A 17453-nucleotide genomic window follows, 5' to 3' on the forward strand; every position below is an offset into this window, starting at 1 on the left:
AGGTTTATTTTCATCTTGAAATCTATTTTTCTAAATTTCCAGATGGAATCTCAAATTTCTTGCAAAATCCTCAAACTTAAATTCTTTCGATTTTTTATGACATTTAAACTTGTAGTTTCTCTGCGCACTAAAGTCATTCAATAATAAATGGACTTTGTCCGACATAGAGCTCGTATTATATCCATTTACGACATAATCATTAATTGGAAGTACTTCATGAATGTTGTTATGCTTGTATAAAACTACGGCTAAACCATGAGCCATGGCTTCAAGTAAAACAAGTGGAGAGGCTTCAGTTTTGTATTTACTAGGAAACAGAAGTATATCACATTCTCGTAGAAGTTGTTCTTTTTCCTTTCTGTAGACAGGCCCATGAAAATATATACGGTTATTACGTGACAATATTTTTTGAAATTCGTTGTGTTGCATTTCACTCAATAGTGATGCACCTGCAATATCTAAAGTTGAATCCGGGTGCGTTTTTAACACATTTTCGAATATCTCAATTGCTTCAAACAATCCTTTATCTTTAGTAAGATTGGATAAAAAAAGCATTCTCTTCCCGGCGCAGAAATCATTTATATCAGCAGTATATTCATGGTAATTATTAAGAACTTTCACCTTTCTTCCATCAATACCGATTTCCAAAAACTGTGATGACATATATGAATTTGGAATCAGTATCAAATCAGCTTTTCGATACAAAATTCGGCTTAATGTCTTCACTACCCAAACATTTGAAGAAAATATATTTTCAAAGTCATTGCCATGTGCATGTATGACAGTTTTTGTTGAAAAACAGAGAGAAATTAGCAGAAATGGTGCATCCTTTAAAAAACCAGCTGTACTTCTAGAAGCAGAAATCAATGTGCTATTTTTCTGGTATACACTTTTGGTTGAATATTTTATTATCGCCATTATTAGCAACAAAACTTTGGAGACTAAATGTTCACCTTCCGCTCCACTTGAAATAAGTTCGCTTTCAGTAATGGCAGCAACACACCCCTTTAACACCTGATTTTGTCCAGTAACAGTTCCTTTACCAGGCCCTATGAATATTATTTTATTGTCTTTATTCATTGAGTAGACTTCTGTAAACATCGATATACTGTTTGCTTACTTTCATTTCAGAAAATCGACCTTTTTTAAATTCACTAGATACCTTGGTCTTATCCAAGGGGCTTTCCAACATATGTATTACCCCTTGTGCTATTTCCGTCGGGTCAAAGGCGGTAGCCAAATAACCTTGTATATTCGAAAAGACTAGATCTGATATTCCACCGATATCAAATGCTACTGTTGGTGTACCGCAAGCCTGTGCTTCAAGTATTGTATTTGGAAGGTTATCTTGCATAGATGGAGCGACAAACACATCAACCGCATTATATATTGCTGATAAAGATATCTCATCGGAAAATTTCCCGATATAATTCGCTTTTATCTTCCCAAAGTGTTCATTCGTATACTGTTCTGATCCATAAATAACAAACTCAATATCTTTTGCCATTTCATTTTCATTAAGAATGTCGATTGCCTTTTTAACGAACTTAAATCCTTTCCGTGGATCGTCTTTGCCATTGAAAGCACCAAACAAAATCAGCTTTTTCCCAGTTGGTAATCCAAGTAATTCTCGACAAACATTTTTGTTTAGTGGCTTAAAAATGTTGGTATCTAAAGTGTTTGGTATTACTTTGTGTGGGTTGTGTTTTAGCAGTTCACTCCTTGAAGCACATTCCTTCATCCAATTTGAAGGTGAAACTATATAGATTTCACTTGAGTATGACTTCTTCTTTCTTTTAAATACTGAAAGGTCAAGATCTTTTCCAATGTAGTGCATGGGTCTGTTCGATTTAGTATAACCTTCAACATAGCGATTAGGGTGCTCTAAGTCATCGTAATGCTCTGCTCCACTAAATGGCCACATATCATGCAATGTCCAAACAATTGGCTTATTAATCTTCGCAATATCTTCAATACGAATGAATTCCGCATTTATCCAATGTAAATTAACCACGTCACAATCTGATGAATTAATTAGGTGATAAAATTTTGAAGGAAAAATATTTAATGAGTGCAAGATTGGGTTAGTACTTTTACTTTGAGCATTAATTAACTTCTGGCCAAACATATTAACAAACATGTTATACACCTTCCGCTTTAAACTAACGTCCTTTACAAATGTCTTTGAGCTACCCTTTGAATTAACTAACATTGTTGCATCAATACCAGCATTCCTTTGAGCTTCACATATGCGACGTGCTGCGATATGAGCACCGCCACTACAATCTTGGTAACTAACATGCAATACTTTCATCGAAATACTTTCCCTAGTAATAGTTTTAACATTCTTATTTTATGGCCTTTTACAAAAATTGTATATAATGCAACAACTGACCGCGACAAAAATGGCTTTGACTTGAAGATTTCTTTGATGAAAAACTCACCATAATATTCAGTTTCTTCAAACTTAATATTTTTAAAGTTCATTAGATGAGAATGTACGGACTCCAAACAAGAATGGAAAGGGGATAGTACAGATATTCCGTCAAGGCTATGTCTTGCAATTTTTGTTTTTAACTTATGAAAGATTACATCCCTTCTACTCGCTCGTAAGAAAAAGTCGTAATCGGACGATATACGATAGTTTTCATTGTAGGGTATTTTAACATGTAGACTGCGTTTGATAACTGTTGATTGATGGTTAAATGGCATTTTAGACAGAATAAGAGAATGTTCGGCGTGATGAATGAATTCCGAATTGCCCCTAATATAAATCGCATCAGAGTAATAAATATCAACATCAGGCTTATTGGATATTTCATTTTTTATATTAGATAAGGTGTGTTCGTCGACAAAGGTATCGCCGGAATTCATGAATATAATATAGTCCTCACTCGCAAATTTAACCCCCTTATTCATGGCGTTATAGATACCAGAATCAGGTTCGCTTATATACCGAGTTACTAGGTCACTATTGCTATTAATAACAGTATCTGAGCCATCAGATGAGCCTCCATCTATAATGCTTAAAACGCACGACTCAGTTTGAGAACGTATTGATTGCAAGGTACGTTCAAGCCCAAGTTTGTCGTTATAATTAACTGTGATTATTTCAATCATTAAACATTCCTACAAAATCATCGTTTGCTTCCAGTCCGCTATCCCTGATAAACTTTACCAAGTCACAATGTAAACCATATCTTTTTAAATCATATTGCTGAATTTGCTCCGATATTGCATTTAGGATTACCTTAGGGTATTCCTTTGGCCTGTATCTGACAAACTCATCTATACCGATATTTGGAAGTCCCATCGTATCAGAGAGTCCTTCAGTTCTGGAGTCGTGAGTAATAACTAGAGCAGGCACATTAGCTTGCATTGGTAATATATTTCCATGGAGCCTCATTCCCCATGACAAATCAAAACCACGAGAATACTCCATCCATCCAATTGCGTTCGTAAAGTGTACTATTTTTTGCTTCAATATACTTTTTCTATATCTAAATGCCCGCTGGTAGTGATCAGGTATAGTAGAAGTCTCATTCAAAGAAAAGCTTAACAAGTCCGGACTTTGAATTATGTAATTTGAAATGTTGTTACTTAAGAATCGAGCTATATTTAGTAGCACTTCCTGAGAGTTGATATGCCCCTGACTATACTCACATATATGATGTTTTAAATATCTAGTATCTCGTTCAAGTAAAGCACCACACTTCTCTTTAATAGATTGGCCTAAATTTCTATTATAATTAATAAAGTTTGATGGACAGCCTATTATAACAGTGTTATGTATACCGTTATACTCTAGAACGTCTTGAGTATATTGGTCTCTTACACTGATAACATTACTTCTTTCATTCAATAAAGACATCAGTGATAGACTATGTCCCCTGAGTTTAAACATACTATTTCTATCGGTATTTTGTGCTCCTATGGAAAAAGGAACTAGTTTTGTGTCAACTTTTCTAAGGGCTTCATATCTTTTTTTATTTGGTAATTCTGAACGGTCGTTATTACCCAACCAGTTGGCACAAGATATAACTGTTGGTCTATCACACTCAACTCTTTCCCTGCTAACATTAGAGCGAATTTCATGAATATCTTTAAAACTATATGTTTTGTAGCTATTTAAATTTATAATTCTAGACAAACCTAGTCTAAATGCAAAATTGCCAAGATTAAACCCGGTACGCTCATTGATTTCTTGAGAACTAATCGGATCAACATTATCAATTGAATAAAGATCCCTTAGTGTTAAATATACCCCACCCATAATTACACAATGCATCCTAACTTAAAAATATACCACTCAACACATGTATAGAAAGTGACAATTTTCATCCGACTATTTAATCAATCCAACATTGTTTTTGCTAAAGAAACTTTTAAAGTTTAGGCCTAATTCAGTTCTTTTTTTATCATAATCATCCATTTGTAAAATTATTTTTTCAAGTAAAATACTGTTGAGTCTGTTTGTTCTCAACTTCGAAAAATCATTTGCACTTATAGTCGGGATACACATCGTTTCTGATAGGCCAGCCGTTCTCGTGTCATGGGTAACTACAATAGAAGGTACACCCGCTTGCAACGGAATCATATTGCCATGAATCCTCATACCAAATGAAATATCACACGTCCGAGAGAAATCTAACCACGGTTCGATTCCTGAAAAGTGCTGGGTTCTTGTATTCAAGAGTTTATTTATCTTTGGAACAAGCTTAATTAGTCCGGGTAATTTATATGAAAGAGGAACATCTTTAGTCTCTCTCAATAAAAATGGCAATAACTCGGGACTTTGGATAATATACTGCCCTGATGATTTTGATAGTATTTTTATGGTTTTTGCCAACACAAGAGTAGAAACTGGATTGCCAGCACTGTATTCGCTAATGTGGTATCGTGTATCTTCTACTCTCATGTTCGATTGAAGTAATTCAGTAGCTTTTGCCTTTATTCGCATCCCAAGATTTTCATCATCATTAATGAAATTAGATGGGCAACCTGTAACAACAACATTTTTTATCCGATACTTTTCAAGAACTTGTCTCGTAAACTCATCACGAACACTAATTAACGTACTTCGTTCTGAAAGTAATGAAATTAGGTTTTGAGTATTTTTGCCTAAAGAGAATTTTTCTACAGAACCGTGTGACTGTGCACCAATCGCAAGAGGAACCGTTGAACAGTCCATTTTTTTAATTAGCTCATACCTTGTACCATTCGCTTTTTCTTCATGTTCTGACATGCCAATCCAGTTTGCACAAGACAATAACAACTCATTTGGATTTCCATTTTCTTCCAGAAATTTACGACAACCTCTCCAGTTGATACGTCTATGTTCCTTTACATTAACCATTTTAGAGAGACCATATCGGAATGCATAGTTTCCTAGGTTGAATCCACTATAATACATTAAGCCATTGGTATCTTCTTTATATGCATTATCGATCCCGTCGACATATAGAAGATCCATATATAATTTGTACATCCTAATCTCTCTTGCTTTTATTAACAAAGTCAGTAACTTTTTTGTGAATTTCTACAACATCATTTCTTTGAGTCAAAAATCTCTTAACCTTAGGAGCGAGTTTTTTCTTGACCTCATTTCTTTTCACACTTGGCATGCCAGATTTAATAGTTATCAAGCTCTGATTCATCTCTCTTTTATGCTTATTCCTAGTTCTCTCCTCCATCTCAGCCGTAGTAGTCTCTTTATTTATTTTTTTCCCAGTCTCCAACTCTACTGCTTCATAAAGCAATTTTTCATTTTGAATAACATCCTCGAATATCACAATATTAACTCGATATCTGAAACGAAATATTAGTTCGTAATATTCCAAATAGTCATCACATAGTTTCCCCAAATCATTATCTGAATAAATAAGATTTGATAGAATCGCTTCTTGAGGGGAACGAATTACTACAATTATGGGTTTTTTTAGTAGAATCGCTAACTTAATATTGTTCGGTAGATGTGTATGATGCGAAATAGACAAATTTGGATTTTGCATTTCAACCAGATGAACACAGTACGAATTGCCAGACCTAGGATATCCATCAATCACGATGTCTGTTTTTTTATTGCATATTTTCCTCTTATCAATACTAACGAGAAGCCTATTATGCATTTCTCTTATTTTTCTTTTCTCTTCAACTTTAGTCCTGATAAATTCAAGTATGTCTTTATAATTCATTACTAAAGTTCAATTATTCTATCGCAGAGTCTATCAACCTGCGCTTGATTGTGAGATACGAACAATACAGTTTGCTTGTCTTTGATTTTTTCCATCATTGCTTTTTCTGCTTTTTTCCTAAAATTAACATCACCGACACTTAAGATTTCATCTATCAATAAAATGTCAACTTCTGTTATTAGCCCAATCGCAAACCCTAACCTAGACTTCATACCAGAAGAGTAGGTTTTAACGGGCTGTTCAAAAAAGCCTCCTAATTCAGAAAAAGCTTTAATCTCCGATAATGCAGTATTAGCTTCTTTCTTGGTAAGGCCATTTAGCATGCAACTTATTATTGCATTGTCTCGCCCACTCAGGTCTGGACTAAAGCCTAGCCCAAGAGATAATAGAGATTTAGTTGTATTATTTGGTATTATTACTTTACCAGAATTTGGTTGAAGAACACCAGAAGCTACTTTTAATAACGTAGACTTCCCTGCTCCATTTCTTCCCGTAATGCCAATCACTTCACCTCTAGCAACTTTAAAGGACACATTATCAAGAGCCTTATGAATAAAGCTCTTGAATAACCCTGTCCTAGTTTTGTATTCTAAGGTTACATTTTCAAACTCCAGGATTATTTCTTTCATGAGAAAATCAACCTGGTTAGCTTGTTATTAAAAGAACGAAATATAGTTAGAGATAGAGACATAAACACTACAGAATAAATTAATATTGGCTTAAATAGAGATAAGTCGATAATTTTTGACTCGAGTAAGACCTCTCTATATAGAAATATAACCGATGCAAGTGGATTTAAGTATAACACTAAGCTTTTTAACGTTTCATCGTTTATTGAACTAATATCCCAAAATATACCAGAAGCAAACATTAATCCTAACATTCCCATATTTATTAGATTCGTAAAGTCTCTCGCTACAGAGACCAGAATCGAGGAAAGAAGGGAAATGCTCACAATAAAAATGTAGGTGATTACTGTAAGAGGTATCAATTGCAGCCAGTATATTGTTGGCAATATGCCATTAATAATCAAAATAGCACAGAGTAGGGCAAAGGAAATAGTTGATTTGTATGCGCACTCTTGAACATTTGAAATAGGGAAAACCCACTTTGGTATTGCTCTTTGAGATAGTATTCCTTTGTTTGACACCAAGGATGTTGAGGCCGTCGTAACACTTTTTGAAAACCATAAGTATACTATTTTACCTACAATCATAAATGAAAAATAATCATCGCCACCACGATGAAGAATATACTCAAACAACACATAAAAAAGTGAAACAAATAGTAATGGTTCAATTATCCACCATAGATAACTTAACGCTAATTTATTTGCTTGCGATTTCATTCTCATCCTTGCCAAAGTGTCGGATAAAGATAAGTAATTTTTTAATTCAATTAATCTATTCATTTTTGTAACTTTTTCATTAAATCTCTCGTTTAGATAATACTCTTACAACCCCATTCAGGGAACTGCCATCGGACAAGAGCATTTAGTGCTTTTTCAGACTCTGTATAGGTCCGCCTTTCTGTACTATTTTCTTTTTGTGAAATTGAACTAATCATACCTGCACCGACAGTCACATTGTTAATGCGATCAATAACAATAAATGCGCCTGTTTGTGGTAATTGCTGGTATCCATCCATTGCAACATTGTCAGTAAGCTTGATGTTGGTTAGCGCTATCTCGTTAAGCTCTAAGCTTTCTACATCTTCAGCGTGCTTTTCAAGCGTGTTTACATCCACTTTATGGGCAATGCTTGCAACCTTACCTGAACAGCTCTTAGTGGCAAACTTAAATAGGTACTCTTTGTGCGTCAGCATTGGCTGTTCACCCATCCAAACTAGGTGGGCTTCACACTGGTTGGTCACTTTTGGTTCATGGCCAGTATGAACAATCATATCACCACGAGAGATATCTATTTCATCTTCTAGCGTGATGGTAATGGCCTGGCCTGGCTGTGCGGTTTCTAGTTCACCATCATGTGTAAACACTGATTTCACTTTAGATGATTTGCCCGATGGTAGCGCTGTTACGTTATCGCCTACCTGAACTTGGCCAGATGCTAGCGTTCCGCAGAAGCCGCGAAAATCTAGGTTTGGTCGATTTACATACTGTACAGGGAAGCGCATGTGTTCCAAGTTCTTGTCTTTATCAACTTTAACCGTTTCTAGCAGCTTCATTAATGTCGCGCCTGGGTACCAATCCATTTTTTCGCTTGGTGTTACTACGTTATCTCCCTTAAGTGCAGAGATAGGCACAAAGCGAATATCATCAATATTGAAGTTTTTCGCCATTTCACGGTAATCCGCTTTAATTTGCTGGTATACCTCTTGGCTATATTCCATTAAATCCATTTTGTTGATTGCAACAATAATGTGTTTGATACCTAGCAAAGAACAAATGTAACTATGGCGACGCGTCTGCGTCTGAATACCACGACGGGCATCGACCATCACAATTGCTAAATCACACGTCGAAGCACCGGTCACCATGTTACGCGTGTACTGCTCATGCCCAGGAGTATCGGCAATAATGAACTTACGCTTGTCTGTAGAGAAGTAACGGTAAGCCACGTCAATGGTAATACCTTGTTCGCGTTCTGATTGAAGGCCATCCACAAGAAGCGCCAAGTCAAATACTTCATCAGTAGTGTTAAACTTCTGAGAATCTTTCTCGATTGCTGCCATTTGATCTTCATAAATCAACTTTGAATCGTAAAGTAGGCGACCTATAAGTGTTGATTTACCATCATCAACATTACCACACGTTAGAAAACGCAATAGATCTTTGTTTTCATGTACTTTGAGATATGCTTCGATATCTTTAGCAATAAGCTCCGAAGAGTGTGACATACCCTATTCCTAATTCTTATAAAATTGATTTAAAGCCTGTACGAAATTTTTCACTTCAGACTTCGGTAATTGGTTAATACCTGCCGCAGCTTTTCGTCCGCCGCCAGTTGCAAACTGACTACACACTTCATCGGCACCTACTCTATTTTCTAAAGGTGCTCTTACACTGACGGTATAGTCTTCTCCGCTTGAATTCAAAGTTAACACTGCATGTGCTTTACTCGGCGATTTGTTGGCTAATTCGTTACCGAATACACCGCTAATTCTTCTAGCCCAAGCTTCACTAGGCAACACGTATACTTCCGCAGATATAGTTGTAAAGCTTGCTTCTAGTTTTTCTAGATTGTTTGCATCACTTTCATACCCACGTTTAAGCAAATAGTATGGAGAGTCTGTATCTTCTAATAGATCAAAAGGAGACTCATACTGCATAAGTTGAACAAATAATTCTGCAGGTTCAATGTGTAAATCAGACAATTCGGCACCATAGCCGTTATAATTGATCAAAACACCAAGTTCCTTTAAAAACTCCGTCTGCTCTACTTGCAGTGCACATTCCTGAGCCAGTGCTTCAGCCTGAGCATTTAAGTTATCGCCAAAAGCCCCTGCAATGGCCCAATGTACATAACGCCCACCGATATGTTTATTGATCAATAAACTGGTACAGACTTGAGCATCAAGGTTAATCAATGCCGTGAAATTGTCGCCTTGGGGGACTTCCCCTGTACGATGGTGATCACAATAGAAAATTGGTATTTCTCTATCTAGCAGTTCATGAAGTGCATCTAGGTTCTTTTCCATCGAAATGTCTAAGATCGTAACACCACTGATATTTTTCTCTTTAGCGACCTTTTGCAATAGCTTGATATCTCTCTTAACCCCGGTGATTAGGATAGATCTTTTGGGGGCATGCTTACGTAGCTGGATGAGAGATAGGATGCCATCTGCATCACCATTAAAAACATCGTAATGCATATTAAATATATTCTTTTTCAGTCAGTGTATCGATAATCTGCTGTGCACACGCTTCAATCGTTGCGTCCGCTGTTTCGACATGTATATCAGCAGAGGTTGGAGCTTCATATGCAGAATCTATGCCTGTGAAGTGTTTAATTTCACCCGCACGCGCTTTTTTATATAGGCCTTTAGGATCACGCTGCTCACAAATCTCTAGCGGCGTATCAATAAACACCTCCAAAAACTGCCTGTTATCTAGCAGTTCCCGGACCTGAGTTCGATCAGAAATAAACGGGGAAATAAATGCAGTTAATACAATTGCACCAGAATCAACGAACAATTTCGCCACTTCACCAATACGACGAATGTTCTCAACTCTGTCTTCATCACTAAAGCCCAAATCTTTGTTGAGCCCGTGGCGTACATTATCACCATCAAGTAAGTAACTGTGCTTTCCGAGCTCTAGCAGTTTTTTTTCAACCGCATTAGCAACCGTTGACTTACCAGAGCCACTTAAACCAGTGAACCAAAGCACGACAGGTTGCTGTTGCTTTAATTCCGAACGCTCTTGATGTGACACTGTCGCATTGTGCCAAACAATATCATCACTCACTGACTCATTTTTCTTTTTATTGTATGGATTCATAATTCATTAAAAGGGAAATATTAGTGGAATAGCAAGAAGTGCTACGACGATATAGCTCAACGAGACTTTCCAACCTACTCGGATAAAATCTTTAAAGCTATATCCCCCAGCATTCATTACCATCAAATTTGTTTGATAGCCATAAGGGCTAATAAAGCATGCACTTGCCGCATAAGCGACCGCCATAATAAAAGGCATTGTGCTCACTTGATAAACATTCGCTAGTGCCACCCCAATAGGCAACATAATGGCGGCAGCGGCGGTGTTAGTAATCAGTTCCGTCATTATCACTGTGACGAAAAAAAGGACGGCTAGCGCAGTATAAGGCGAACTCGTTCCTAGTGATTGATACAGGATTTCCGTTACCGCATTTGCCAAGCCAGAGTCACTAAATGATTGTGCAATTGAGAGTGCACACACCAAAATAAGCCACAATTCAAAAGGAAAACGACGGCGAATGGTGGTGCCATCAATCACTTCCATCCCTATCATGGCAACAATGTAAGCACCAATCGCTTCCAACAAACTGATTGACGTTAACGCAGAGGTAAAAACGGCTGCAACAAAACCACCAATTGCGAAAAAGCTTTGCTTCGCTGTCAGTGTGTTGTTGAGCTCGATACCGCTGAGTATAAAAAAGTTACGTGCGAGGTTTTGCCGTTTATTGAAATCTTGCCCAACGGCTAAAACCAATTTATCGCCAGATTGAATAATTTGCTCACCTAATTTACCAGATAAACGTTGCCCTTCTCGGTTTATTGCCACCACCGCAGCATCAAAACGGGAACGAAAGCCACTACTCTTTAATGTTTTTCCAATCAATACCGATTCAGGACTCACTATCACTTCAGTTAAGTTACTGCTCAACAATTGGCTGTTGTCAGCAAAAATTTCTACTCCATCGAGTAATTTGAGCTGCTTAATATTGCCAACGTCCCCCGTAAATACGAGCTTATCCTTTGCTTCAATGAGTGTTTCAGGGGTAACCGGAGAAATAAGCTGTTTGCCTCTCACGATTTCAGCTAAGAACAATCCGTCGAGAGATCGCAGCTGATTTTCCCTTACCGTTTTACCCACTAGTTTGCTCGATTCACTTACCTCGGCGTCAATGAAATAGCCCTGATCTTGTGCTGAGTAGGTCGGAGTAGAATGAAGGCTTGAACAACCAATGGCAATAATGATTCCCACTGAAACTAACAGAGTCAAACCAACAGGAAGAAAATCAAAAAAGCCTAATTCAGGTTGCCCCATCTCAACTAATAGTGCATTGACGACTAAGTTAGTTGCCGTACCAATGAGTGTGAGGGTGCCCCCTAATATGGCGAAATAGGATAGTGGGATAAGTAGTCGGTTTGGCGCATGTTCTTGGTTTCGTTGAACCCCGGCCATTAACGTCGCAACAACCGCAGTATTATTAAGAAAAGCAGAACTTAGCGCTGTTGAAATTGCTAAATTAAATAGTGTTTTCGGATAACTAGCATGGAATACCTTACTTGACAGCCACGGCAGCAAATAGCTTCTCTCTAAAGCGAGTGACGCAATCATCAAACCGATCAAGGTCAGGACTGCACTATTTGTCACATTGGATAAAAGCTCGCTTTGTTCTATTTGCCCAAACAGATATAGCACTATCGTAGCGACAGCAAAAAGCAACACTGCCCGATATTGCGAAAATATCAGACAGAGTAGTAAACCAATAATAACTAAAGCGGTTACAAACACAGCTTACAATCTTTAATATGCCAGATTAGTTAGAAATAACCTTCACGCTTTTTCTTCTCCATTGAGCCAGAGCTATCGTGGTCAATGGCACGCCCTTGACGCTCTGAAGTCGTGGTTAGGAGCATTTCTTGAATAATTTCAGGGAGTGTTGTAGCTTCTGATTCCACGGCACCAGTCAGCGGGTAACAACCAAGCGTGCGGAAGCGAACCATTTTCTCTTCAACGACTTCACCTTCTTTAAGCTCCATGCGCTCATCATCAACCATGATCAGCATGCCATCACGTTCAACGACAGGGCGTATCTTCGATAGATAAAGGCTTGGTATCTCTATGTTCTCTAGGTAGATGTATTGCCAGATATCTAGCTCTGTCCAGTTGGAAAGAGGGAACACACGAATGCTCTCACCTTGGTTTACTTTACCGTTGTAAATATTCCAAAGTTCTGGGCGTTGATTTTTTGGGTCCCAGCGGTGGTGTTCATCTCGGAAAGAATAAACACGTTCTTTAGCACGCGATTTTTCTTCATCTCGACGTGCGCCACCAAATGCCGCATCAAAACCATGCTTGTCTAGTGCCTGTTTTAAACCCTGTGTTTTCATGATATCCGTATGCTTTGAACTGCCGTGTACAAACGGGCTAATGTTCATTGCTAAACCTTCAGGATTTTGGTGAACAATCAGCTTCATACCTAGCTTTTCCGCCATATAATCACGGAATTGAACCATTTCCTTGAACTTCCATGTTGTATCCACATGCATTAGAGGAAATGGAGGAATGCCCGGTGCGAAAGCTTTCTTTGCAAGATGTAACATCACTGAGGAATCTTTACCGACAGAGTAAAGCATGACTGGATTGTCAAACTCAGCCGCCACTTCGCGCATAATATGAATTGATTCAGCTTCAAGCTGTTTCAAGTGTGTTAGCTTTTCTAAATCCATTAGTTATCTCTTAACTTACTCTTAATTAGAACACGCTACCGCCCTTGGGTGTCGCTCCCAATATACGCAATAACGTCAATGTTTGGTGCGGCTACTTCTTGCGAAGAGCCTTGTTTTCCGTTGATACTTCAACTTGGCGACTGATCAGATTGATAAGCAAAATCGAACGCAGTTCACCATCCGCTTCTTTGTATATTGCTTCTGTACCTTCAAACTGACCCGACAGCACTTCTACTTGGTCGCCCGGTTTGAAAACATCACTCAGTGCTTCGCGTTGTTCATCGCTGTCTTCGCGAGACATGAGTTGGGTGATGAGCTCTACAGGCACAACTGTTGGCATTGCTCCTTGCCGAACAAAGTCGACAATACCGCGTGTTGAACGCACTGTGGTGAAAGCGATTTTTTCGGGGTCGAAGGAAGCGAAGACGTAGTTTGGAAAGAGCGGCTCCAACTCACTGGATCGCTTTCCACGGCGGATTTTTTCTACTGTCACCTGGGGATAGTAACAATCGACGCCTTGTCGTTTAAGGTGCTGCTCAGCGCGTTGTTGCTCGCTGCGTTTACAATAGAGCAGATACCATGGATTCATTTCTCGTTCTCGTCGATTTCATTGCTAGCCAATTTTTGCATCGTCTTTGCGACGCAACGCTAGAGTATATTCGGCTGGGCTTTGTGCAGCAAGCTAAGCGGCTTTGACTGCATAATTTGTCTGCACTGCTTCATAGTTTGGAATACAGAAATTGATTTTTTCATTTAGCAAGAAAAAACCGCCTCAGTGGGCGGTTTTTAATGAGCAATCCTAAGTATTAGGCACTTAATCTTTGGATATCCAAACTAAAGCTAGTCAGGCCAATCTCACTGAGCGACACTCGTACACTACCACCGGATAGATCGATAGTTTGAAAATGAGTACTCGATGCATCTATGCCCAGTAAGTTGTCGTTCTTGACGATGAGTGCTTTACCGGTGCCATCAACGACGGCGTTGAGCCCCGCAGACAACACATCAAGCTGGTTGTCGGCCGCATTAAGAATGCCAAACATCGCGCGGATTGGGCTTGCGTATGTCGAACGCTTTATCGCGTGTTCAATCTGATGAACCAAATGCACAAAGCCACGTTCGTCGGCATCTTGTGAGCGCAAGTATTCATTGAAAAAGGCGCGGATCATTAGCGTCGTTGCAGTACCATTTTTTCCTGCGGAGGCGCTGTCTACCATATAAAACGCCATCTGACCATCCATCATCCACGTGTAATCAAGCACTACTGGGCTGCTGTCTGCTGACTGCAATGAATGATAAGACAAGCGCCAATCACCTTGTTGAGAGTCTTGATCAGGCATTAACCCCATCAGCAAGTCTCTTGCACTACCTGGGTTATCCAACAAATCCTCGAGGTGCCATTTCAGTTCTTCGGTTAGTGGTTGGTCACCATCTTGAGAAACTTTAAACCACTGCTGCGAGAAGTCTGCATCACTACTTACACCACCATCGGCATCTTCTAACACGGAGATAATGGCTGATTTGACGACCATGATGTCTTCGATAGGTTTGATAAGGAAATCTTTTACACCGAAACGCAGCGCTTGCGCGACATCCGACATCCCACCTGTTCCGGAGATCACGATCACAGGCAGCATAGGGTATTCCAGGCTGACTTCTTCTACAAACTCCAGACCTGTCATTACAGGCATAGAGAGATCACTGAGTAGTAAATCCGGAATGCCTTCTCTCAGCGCTTTTAATCCATCCAGTCCGTTTTCAGCTTCTCTGACGACGCAGCCTTCTTTACGAAGAAAGCTACCAATGATCCGGCTAAATACAGGATCATCTTCAACAATGAGAACTTCTTTTCCTTCCAACACAATATGTTCTCCTGTTTCCTCTTGCCTTGCTGGTGTCTAGTGCGGCAATTTCGTTACTACTAGGATAGTTTGAAAATCCACCTCAGGTTGACACTAGCACGCAATAGACAACGCAAAAGTCGTTAACTTTCTGTATCCAGATGAGAAAATAATTCCTATATCTTCTATCTTTCTTTACCTTCAGACCACCATTAGCGTCCTGCTTATTGATATGAGACAACGAAAAAAGGGCCATGTTAATTTGAAATAGCTAAAATACCGCTTTTTATTGAACAGCATCGCAACTCAGTGAAACCCAATGAAATTAGATGATCTCAATCTTTTCCGGCTAATAATCGAAAATGGAAGCTATACACTGGCGTCAAAAAAGACGGGGATCCCTGTTGCTACGCTGACCCGCCGGATTCAGGCGTTAGAAGAAGACATTAAAATTAAACTGCTTCATCGCGATGCAAGAAAGCTGTCGCTTACAGAAGCAGGGCAAAGCTTTTATGACCGATGTTCGCCGCTGTTGGAACAATTAGTAGAGGCGACAGAGAACCTGTCAGAAAGCTGCCAGGGAACCTCTGGCACTCTTCGCCTCGCAGCTCCTTCCAATATTGCGATGAAGCTACTGCAGCCGATGCTAAGCGCTTTCTTGGTAGCATTCCCCGAGATCAAAATCGATTTATCACTCTACAGCGATACCGCTCAACCAAATTTGGATGATAAACACGCGTTCATTAAAATTGGCCCTCAGCGTGATTCTTCAATGATCGCCAGAAAGCTTCACACGGTTCGAGACATATTGATAGCAAGCCCCAATTATCTCTCTTCCAGTGCTCCTGTTTTGGATGCCAGTGATTTAGACAAACATCCTTTATTGAAAGGATGGCCTTTGATGAAATGGCGTCTTTCCAACCAATACGGCCAGCAACTGAGTATTTCCCAACAAGGACGCTTTGAAGCGTCTGAACTACGTGTGGTGAGAGCCGCAGCGAAAGATGGGCTCGGCATCGCCCTTATTCCCGATGTGTTGGTTCAGAAAGACATCGCCTCTGGAGAACTAGTACAAATTCTCCCAGATTGGACGACAGAACCCAGGGATATCTTTCTGATGTATCACGATAAAACGCACCACCCAGACAAACTTCGTGCTTTTATCGACTTTTCTCTCTCTTATTTTCACTCTGAAAGCAAAGAAGAGTGAACTTGATCACTAAGTGTCCCAGATTCGATAAGTGATTAAAAAACCACCATACTTTTGGTGGTTAAAACTTGCTAACGACGCCGCCCAGCACCTAATGTTATTAGTATGTAACAAAGCGATCGTTCAAGTATCGCTGTTGCGTATAACTAATACCAATCACAGTAGGTAGGTGATCAGAAATAGCGTAGGAAAAATGCTTGAGAACAAGGCGAAAAATTCGATAAGTCGTTATTCTACATTCTAATTTTTGAACGCAGTTATCGATCATTTTAACAAGCTAGGATGAGCAGATATTTACTACGATTGGTATAACTACTGGTTACTGCACAGGAAGGAGCGACCTATGATTCTGGGACATTTGCTCGGCCTTTATACTCACCCGAAAGAAGAATGGAAAAACATAGACGATCGCCATGAAGGCACGGTGAACAGTCTTGGACACGCGGCTATTATGGCGCTCATTCCACCTATCTGCGCCTATTACTCTAGCGTTCACATCGGCTGGCAGATTGGTGTTGGCGATCCAATTTTCCTTACGCAACAAAGCGCAATTATTATCGCCTGCGCCATGTACTTTGCGCTAATCACCGGCGTAATGGCACTCGCGTATCTCACCCTTTGGATGAGCCGTACATTTGGTTCAACACCCACTTACACGCAAGCACTGGAATTAGCCGCTTACACAGCCACGCCCATTTTCATGGTCGGACTCGCAGCACTATATCCAGTGGTCTGGTTTGTGATGCTGGTTGGCTTAGCAGGTATCGCCTACTCTGTGTACCTTCTGTACACGGGCGTTCCCATCATCATGCACATACCTGAAGAGCGGGGCTTTATTTACGCAAGCTCGGTCGTCACCTGCGGACTGGTTTTGCTGGTCGCCATTCTTGCCAGCTCAGTCATCATGTGGAATGTCGGTTTCGGTCCAATGTTTGTTCAGTAAATGGATCCGTCCAAACATTGAATAGAATGAGAATTGAAAAACGCGGCTTAACGCCGCGTTTTTTATTGGAAGCTTTTCTGTAAAAGACGCTTAATACCAATCACAGTAAGTAGGTGGTCAGAGATAGCGCAGGAAAAATGCTCGAG

General features: G+C 39.6%; 17 protein-coding genes. 2 read left to right on the forward strand and 15 right to left on the reverse strand.

Annotated features, from left to right (window positions below; translation table 11 throughout):
• Positions 1 to 30: 30 nt before the first annotated feature.
• The 15 genes from RN22_RS06370 to RN22_RS06440 form a co-directional block, all read right to left on the reverse strand.
• Complete coding sequence (locus RN22_RS06370; RefSeq protein WP_046303584.1) at positions 31 to 1080, reverse strand: glycosyltransferase family 4 protein; 1050 nt, start codon at positions 1078 to 1080, stop codon at positions 31 to 33.
• Positions 1073 to 2314: a glycosyltransferase gene (locus RN22_RS06375; protein ID WP_046303585.1), complete on the reverse strand. Its 1242-nt coding sequence runs from the start codon at positions 2312 to 2314 to the stop codon at positions 1073 to 1075. Before RN22_RS06375 ends, RN22_RS06370 begins: the two co-directional genes overlap by 8 nt.
• Positions 2311 to 3120 (reverse strand): glycosyltransferase family 2 protein, encoded by an 810-nt coding sequence (locus RN22_RS06380; RefSeq protein WP_052737499.1) that lies wholly within the window; start codon positions 3118 to 3120, stop codon positions 2311 to 2313. Before RN22_RS06380 ends, RN22_RS06375 begins: the two co-directional genes overlap by 4 nt.
• Complete coding sequence (locus tag RN22_RS06385; RefSeq protein ID WP_197076260.1) at positions 3113 to 4273, reverse strand: polysaccharide pyruvyl transferase family protein; 1161 nt, start codon at positions 4271 to 4273, stop codon at positions 3113 to 3115. Before RN22_RS06385 ends, RN22_RS06380 begins: the two co-directional genes overlap by 8 nt.
• Positions 4274 to 4345: 72 nt before the next feature.
• Entirely contained in the window at positions 4346 to 5488 is a 1143-nt protein-coding gene (locus RN22_RS06390) for a polysaccharide pyruvyl transferase family protein (RefSeq protein WP_046303587.1), read from the reverse strand.
• 1 nt (position 5489) lies between these two features.
• Positions 5490 to 6194: a hypothetical protein gene (locus tag RN22_RS06395; protein ID WP_046303588.1), complete on the reverse strand. Its 705-nt coding sequence runs from the start codon at positions 6192 to 6194 to the stop codon at positions 5490 to 5492.
• 2 nt (positions 6195 to 6196) lie between these two features.
• The gene (locus RN22_RS06400) at positions 6197 to 6823 is read right to left on the reverse strand and encodes an ABC transporter ATP-binding protein (protein WP_046303589.1); all 627 of its coding nucleotides are present in this window, start codon (positions 6821 to 6823) and stop codon (positions 6197 to 6199) included.
• Entirely contained in the window at positions 6820 to 7542 is a 723-nt protein-coding gene (locus tag RN22_RS06405) for an ABC transporter permease (RefSeq protein ID WP_052737500.1), read from the reverse strand. Before RN22_RS06405 ends, RN22_RS06400 begins: the two co-directional genes overlap by 4 nt.
• A gap of 92 nt (positions 7543 to 7634) precedes the next feature.
• The gene (gene cysN / locus RN22_RS06410; RefSeq protein ID WP_046303590.1) at positions 7635 to 9050 is read right to left on the reverse strand and encodes a sulfate adenylyltransferase subunit CysN; all 1416 of its coding nucleotides are present in this window, start codon (positions 9048 to 9050) and stop codon (positions 7635 to 7637) included.
• A gap of 9 nt (positions 9051 to 9059) precedes the next feature.
• Positions 9060 to 10025: a DHH family phosphoesterase gene (locus tag RN22_RS06415; protein WP_046303591.1), complete on the reverse strand. Its 966-nt coding sequence runs from the start codon at positions 10023 to 10025 to the stop codon at positions 9060 to 9062.
• A gap of 1 nt (position 10026) precedes the next feature.
• Positions 10027 to 10656, reverse strand: coding sequence for an adenylyl-sulfate kinase (gene cysC, locus RN22_RS06420; RefSeq protein ID WP_197076261.1), 630 nt, complete (start codon positions 10654 to 10656; stop codon positions 10027 to 10029).
• Between the two features lie 3 nt (positions 10657 to 10659).
• Positions 10660 to 12375: an SLC13 family permease gene (locus RN22_RS06425; RefSeq protein WP_046303593.1), complete on the reverse strand. Its 1716-nt coding sequence runs from the start codon at positions 12373 to 12375 to the stop codon at positions 10660 to 10662.
• 29 nt (positions 12376 to 12404) lie between these two features.
• The gene (gene cysD, locus RN22_RS06430) at positions 12405 to 13313 is read right to left on the reverse strand and encodes a sulfate adenylyltransferase subunit CysD (protein WP_046303594.1); all 909 of its coding nucleotides are present in this window, start codon (positions 13311 to 13313) and stop codon (positions 12405 to 12407) included.
• A 91-nt stretch (positions 13314 to 13404) separates the two neighbouring features.
• Positions 13405 to 13902 (reverse strand): transcription/translation regulatory transformer protein RfaH, encoded by a 498-nt coding sequence (gene rfaH / locus RN22_RS06435; RefSeq protein ID WP_046303595.1) that lies wholly within the window; start codon positions 13900 to 13902, stop codon positions 13405 to 13407.
• 217 nt (positions 13903 to 14119) lie between these two features.
• Entirely contained in the window at positions 14120 to 15175 is a 1056-nt protein-coding gene (locus RN22_RS06440) for a response regulator (RefSeq protein WP_046303596.1), read from the reverse strand.
• A gap of 298 nt (positions 15176 to 15473) precedes the next feature.
• Between RN22_RS06440 and RN22_RS06445 the strand changes: the two genes are divergently transcribed.
• Together RN22_RS06445 and RN22_RS06450 are read left to right on the forward strand one after the other, a co-directional pair.
• Positions 15474 to 16364, forward strand: coding sequence for a LysR family transcriptional regulator (locus RN22_RS06445; RefSeq protein WP_046303597.1), 891 nt, complete (start codon positions 15474 to 15476; stop codon positions 16362 to 16364).
• 343 nt (positions 16365 to 16707) lie between these two features.
• A complete protein-coding gene (locus RN22_RS06450) occupies positions 16708 to 17307 on the forward strand; it encodes a Yip1 family protein (protein WP_002537783.1) in 600 nt (199 codons plus the stop codon).
• The last annotated feature ends 146 nt before the right edge of the window (positions 17308 to 17453 follow it).

The sequence above is a fragment of the Grimontia sp. AD028 genome (assembly GCF_000973155.1).
GTDB classification, from domain to species: domain Bacteria; phylum Pseudomonadota; class Gammaproteobacteria; order Enterobacterales; family Vibrionaceae; genus Enterovibrio; species Enterovibrio indicus.

Bases quoted from the DNA above. Each gene is read 5' to 3' on its own strand.
- RN22_RS06370 (WP_046303584.1), bottom strand. From the start codon at position 1,080: ATGAATAAAGACAATAAAATAATATTCATAGGGCCTGGTAAAGGAACT.
- RN22_RS06375 (WP_046303585.1), bottom strand. From the start codon at position 2,314: ATGAAAGTATTGCATGTTAGTTACCAAGATTGTAGTGGCGGTGCTCAT.
- RN22_RS06380 (WP_052737499.1), bottom strand. From the start codon at position 3,120: ATGATTGAAATAATCACAGTTAATTATAACGACAAACTTGGGCTTGAA.
- RN22_RS06385 (WP_197076260.1), bottom strand. From the start codon at position 4,273: ATGGGTGGGGTATATTTAACACTAAGGGATCTTTATTCAATTGATAAT.
- RN22_RS06390 (WP_046303587.1), bottom strand. From the start codon at position 5,488: ATGTACAAATTATATATGGATCTTCTATATGTCGACGGGATCGATAAT.
- RN22_RS06395 (WP_046303588.1), bottom strand. From the start codon at position 6,194: ATGAATTATAAAGACATACTTGAATTTATCAGGACTAAAGTTGAAGAG.
- RN22_RS06400 (WP_046303589.1), bottom strand. From the start codon at position 6,823: ATGAAAGAAATAATCCTGGAGTTTGAAAATGTAACCTTAGAATACAAA.
- RN22_RS06405 (WP_052737500.1), bottom strand. From the start codon at position 7,542: ATGAAATCGCAAGCAAATAAATTAGCGTTAAGTTATCTATGGTGGATA.
- cysN (WP_046303590.1), bottom strand. From the start codon at position 9,050: ATGTCACACTCTTCGGAGCTTATTGCTAAAGATATCGAAGCATATCTC.
- RN22_RS06415 (WP_046303591.1), bottom strand. From the start codon at position 10,025: ATGCATTACGATGTTTTTAATGGTGATGCAGATGGCATCCTATCTCTC.
- cysD (WP_046303594.1), bottom strand. From the start codon at position 13,313: ATGGATTTAGAAAAGCTAACACACTTGAAACAGCTTGAAGCTGAATCA.
- rfaH (WP_046303595.1), bottom strand. From the start codon at position 13,902: ATGAATCCATGGTATCTGCTCTATTGTAAACGCAGCGAGCAACAACGC.
- RN22_RS06445 (WP_046303597.1), top strand. From the start codon at position 15,474: ATGAAATTAGATGATCTCAATCTTTTCCGGCTAATAATCGAAAATGGA.
- RN22_RS06450 (WP_002537783.1), top strand. From the start codon at position 16,708: ATGATTCTGGGACATTTGCTCGGCCTTTATACTCACCCGAAAGAAGAA.